4 protein-coding genes are annotated in these 4359 nt (G+C 66.6%); all 4 read right to left on the bottom strand.

The genetic code is table 11. From position 1 onward, the window contains the following. Window positions 1–22 precede the first annotated feature (22 nt). The 4 genes from ACRDSQ_RS33040 to ACRDSQ_RS33025 all read right to left on the bottom strand — a co-directional run bounded on the left by ACRDSQ_RS33040 (window position 23) and on the right by ACRDSQ_RS33025 (window position 4335). A complete protein-coding gene (locus tag ACRDSQ_RS33040) occupies window positions 23–736 on the bottom strand; it encodes an ABC transporter ATP-binding protein (RefSeq protein WP_431426623.1) in 714 nt (237 codons plus the stop codon). After that, window positions 733–1608 carry an ABC transporter ATP-binding protein gene (locus tag ACRDSQ_RS33035; protein WP_431426622.1) on the bottom strand — a complete coding sequence of 292 codons (876 nt, stop codon included), beginning with the start codon at window positions 1606–1608 and terminating at the stop codon, window positions 733–735. The genes ACRDSQ_RS33040 and ACRDSQ_RS33035 overlap by 4 nt, the downstream gene beginning before the upstream one ends. Continuing rightward, window positions 1605–3335 (bottom strand): branched-chain amino acid ABC transporter permease, encoded by a 1731-nt coding sequence (locus ACRDSQ_RS33030; RefSeq protein ID WP_431426620.1) that lies wholly within the window; start codon window positions 3333–3335, stop codon window positions 1605–1607. The genes ACRDSQ_RS33035 and ACRDSQ_RS33030 overlap by 4 nt, the downstream gene beginning before the upstream one ends. A gap of 70 nt (window positions 3336–3405) precedes the next feature. Next, window positions 3406–4335 carry a branched-chain amino acid ABC transporter permease gene (locus tag ACRDSQ_RS33025; protein ID WP_431426618.1) on the bottom strand — a complete coding sequence of 310 codons (930 nt, stop codon included), beginning with the start codon at window positions 4333–4335 and terminating at the stop codon, window positions 3406–3408. Between the last annotated feature and the right edge of the window lie 24 nt (window positions 4336–4359).

The following is a 4359-nucleotide window of genomic DNA, read 5'->3' as shown; positions in this document are numbered from 1 at the left end:
TCGCTGCTTTAGCCGGTTAAACCTAGTCCTCGCCGAGGTAGGCCGCGCGGACACGGGAGTCAGCCAGCAGGTCGTGACCCGGGCCTTCCAGCGTCGTGCGTCCCAGGTCGACCACGTAACCGCGGTCGGACTGGGCGAGAGCCGCCAAAGCGTTCTGCTCGACCAACAGGATGGTCGTGCCCTGGGCCTGCAGTTCCTTGATGGTGTCGAAAATGCGCTGCGTCATGATCGGCGACAGACCCATCGAGGGCTCGTCGAGCATGAGCAGGCGCGGCTTCGCCATCATCGCCCGGCCGATGGCGAGCATCTGCTGCTCACCACCGGAGAACAAGCCCGCCTTCAGCTGGCGGCGCTGACCGAGCACCGGGAACAGCTCGTAGACCCGCTCCATGTCCTTCGCGACACCCGCGTCCTTGCGGACATAGGCGCCGAGCTGCAGGTTCTCCTCGACCGTCATCCGGCCGAAGAGCCTGCGGCCCTCGGGACAGTGCGCGACGCCCCGCTCCAGGATCTCGTGCGCGTCCGCGTTGGCGATCGACTTCCCCTCGAACAGGATGTCGCCCGCCTTCAGCCGGAGCAGCCCGGAGACGGTGCGCAGCGTGGTCGTCTTGCCCGCGCCGTTGCTGCCGATGAGGCTGACGATCTGGCCCTCTTCGACGGAGAACGAGACGTCCCGGACGGCTTCGATCGCGCCGTAGGCGACGCTGAGGTTGCGTACCTCGAGCAGTGCGGTCACTGCTGTCCTCCCTCGTTGGGACGTGGATCGCGGATGGGCTCCATGACGGACGTGCGCTCAGCGGACGTCTCCGCCGCGTAGCCCTCGACCTCCGCCTGGACCTCCTCCGGTGGCTTGCCCAGGTAGGCCTCGATAACCCGGGGGTCACCGCGGACTACGTCGGGCGAGCCTTCCACGAGCAGTTCGCCCTGCACGAGCACCGAGACGTGGTCGCACAGCGAGAAGATGAACTTCGTGTCGTGCTCGATGACCACCACAGCGATGCCCAAGTCGCGGATCGCGAAGATCAGCTGACGGGCTGCCTCGGTCTCCTGCGGGTTCATGCCCGCCGTGGGCTCGTCGAGCAGCAGGACCGCCGGATCGGTGGCCAGTGCTCGGGCGATCTCCAGGCGGCGCTGGTCGCCGTAGGGCAGGTTCCGCGCAAGCTCGTCGTCCAAACCGGACAGTCCGACGAAGTCGAGCAGCTCCAGGCCGCGCTCCTTCGCCGCGGCCTCGCCCTTCTTGAAGGCCGGGCCGTGGAACAGCGACGCGATCGGGCCCTGCTTCATCCTCGAGTGCCGTCCCACCAGGACGTTCTCCAGCGCGGTCATGCTGGGGAACAGCCGGATGTTCTGGAACGTGCGCGCCACACCGGCGACGGTGACCTGGGCCGGGTCGCTGGGCAGCGTGCGCCCGTTGAGCCGGACCGAGCCGCGAGTCGGGGTGTAGAGACCGGTGAGGCAGTTGAAGAACGTGGTCTTGCCCGCGCCGTTGGGACCGATCAGTCCGAGGATCTGGCCCTCGTGCAGCTCGATGTTGACGTCCTTGAGCGCGGTCAGACCGCCGAAGATCATGGTGACGTTGGACGCCGACAACACTGGTGTGGTGCTCATCGGGCCACCTCCGTCTTGCCGCCGGGAGTGTCGTCAGCCACGTTGAGCTCCTCGATCGGCACCCCTTCGGCGCCCTCATTGGCCAACTCGGCCCGTCGGTGCCGGTCGGGCACCAGGCCTTGCGGGCGGAACCGCATGATCAGCACCAGCGCCAGCCCGAACAGGATCAGGCGGTAGTCGGAGAACTCTCGCAGCTTCTCCGGCAGCACCAACAGCAGCGCCGCACCGAGCACGGCGCCAGGGATCGACCCCATGCCGCCGAGGATGACCGCCGCGAGCAGCGTCACCGACTCGATGAACTGGAAGCTGTCGTAGGCGACCGTCGAGGTCTTGTGCGCGAACACCGCACCGGCCAGACCGGCCAGGGTGGCGCCGATCATGAAGGCGAGGATCTTCGCCTGCCCGGTCTTGATGCCCATGGCCCGCGCCGCGTCCTCGTCCTCGCGGATCGCGATCCAGGAACGGCCGATGCGCGAGTTCTTGAGGTTCGCGAAGACGACCATCACCAACGCGACGAGCACGATGATCAGCACGTAGTACAGGACGCCGGAAGGCAGCTTGAATCCGGCGATCTCCAGCGGCTTGTCGAAGCCGAGGCCGAACCAGTTGATCGCGGGCACGCCCGGGATCGCGTTCGCGCCACCGGTGAGGCCACCGATGTCGTTCTGCGCCGACTTCTTGAAGATCTCACCGAAGGCCAACGTCACGATCGCCAGGTAGTCACCTCGGACCCGCAGTGTCGGCGAGCCGACCACCGCGCCGAAGATGCCCGCGACGATCGCGGCGATGATCGCGGCCACGACGAAGGGGAGCTCAAAGCCCATCTTCGCGGCGGCGGCACCGGAGAAGTTCGCCGCGACGAACGCGCCGATGCCAAGGAACGCGACATAGCCGAGGTCGAGCAGACCGGCGAGGCCGACGACGATGTTCAGACCGATCGCGGTCGCGGCGTAGACGCCGATGTTGGCCGCGGTGGTCATCCAGTAGTCGGTGCCCGCCTCGGTGAACGGCAGCGCCAGGGCGACGAGCAGCAGCACGACGACACTGAACCACTTGTGGTCGTCGGACAACCTGGAGATCCAGCCGGTGAGGCCGATCCCGTGCAGGGCTCCGAGCACGCCGGCCAGGAACGCCAGCAGGGACAGGAAGATCGGACCCGCGTACGGGTTGCCGACACCGCCCTGCCCACCGGCGTTGAGCATCATGGCGACCACGAGCAGCAGGGAGACGAATGAGACGACAAGTGCCGCGTAGGCGACCAGGGTGGGGACCTTGGTGTTCCAGTGCGGAATGGGCTCGATCGTGCCCGAGCCGGCGGACACCGCGATCAGCACGCCCGCGACGATGGCGATGATTCCGCCGAAGGCGAAGTTGCCGTCGATGGCGGTGATGGCGCCGAGGCCGCCGCCGTGGCCCAGGATGAACAGGGTGTTGATCACGGCGATGCCGATCAGGCCCCAGCCGAGCGCGCGCTGCACCCGGTTGCGAACCTTCAACGGCGCGAACGCCACGACCAGGACAGCGACACCGACGAGCAGTGTGTGCAGGCGGAAGCCGCTCACCGCGAACGGGGCGTCGAAGAACTGCAGCGTCGCCTTGTCCGGGTAGGCGCCCTCGTTGAGCGTGAAAGTCGCCCACGGCAGCAAGGCCGAGATGATCGCGAGCACGCCGCCGACGATGATCAGCGTGCGGGCGATGGCGGGCGTCAGAACGTCTTTGAGGCTCATTCCGCCACCTCGCACGCTCGGTGGCAGGCTACGCCAGCGCACTGTGACACTGATTTGCTCGTAAACTCGCTCATGCGCGCACCCTTTCCGGCTCACCGAACAGACCCTGCGGCCGGAAGACCAGCACCACGATCAAGATGACGAAGATCCACACCAGGTCGTACTGGGTTCCACCCGGCATGTACTGACCCGACAGCGACTTGATGAGGCCGATGGCGAAGCCTCCGATCACCGCACCCTTGATGCTGCCGACGCCGCCGAGCACGGCCGCGGTGAAGGCGAAGATGCCGTAGAGGAAGCCGACCTCGGTGTCGACGTTGGTGATCTGGATGCCGTAGAGCACGCCCGCGATGCCCGCGAGCGCCGCGCCGATGACGAAGGTCAGCACGATGGTGCGGTTCGGGTTGACGCCCATGAGGCGGGCGGTATCCGGGTCCTGCGCGGTGGCGCGCATCGCGCGACCCATCCGCGACTTGGTGATGTAGGTCTGCAGGATCACCGCGCCGATGACCGACACGGCGATCATCAGGATGGCGGTGGAGCCGATCGTGACCGTGCCACCGAAGACATTCCAGGTGTACTGCTCGTCAACGAAGACTCGCGGGAAGGGGACCGGAGCGGTCGCGCCCGGGTACCACAGGCGGACTGCTTCCTTGAGAACCACCGAGACACCCAATGCGGTGATCAACGGCGCCAGTCGCGGCGCGTTGCGCAGCGGCCGGTAGGCGAACCGTTCAATGATCACCGAGAGGACAACGGCGACAATCGCACCGCCGAGAGCCATCAGCGGGAGCGCGACCCACCAGTCGCTCTTCCAGCTCTCGGGAAGAATGTAGGAATAGGTGGCGAGCGAGGCGAACCCGCCCACCATGAAGACCTCGCCGTGAGCGAAGTTGATCAACTGGATGATGCCGTACACCATCGTGTAGCCCAGCGCGATGAGCGCGATCAAGCCGCCCAGCACGAGGCCGTTAATAAGCTGCTGTAGCAGCGTGGCCACGTCTACCTCCAAGAGTGGCGGGGG

The sequence above is a fragment of the Actinokineospora sp. genome (assembly GCF_050699995.1).
GTDB lineage: Bacteria > Actinomycetota > Actinomycetes > Mycobacteriales > Pseudonocardiaceae > Actinokineospora.
This window is presented reverse-complemented; position numbering and strand designations above follow the sequence as displayed.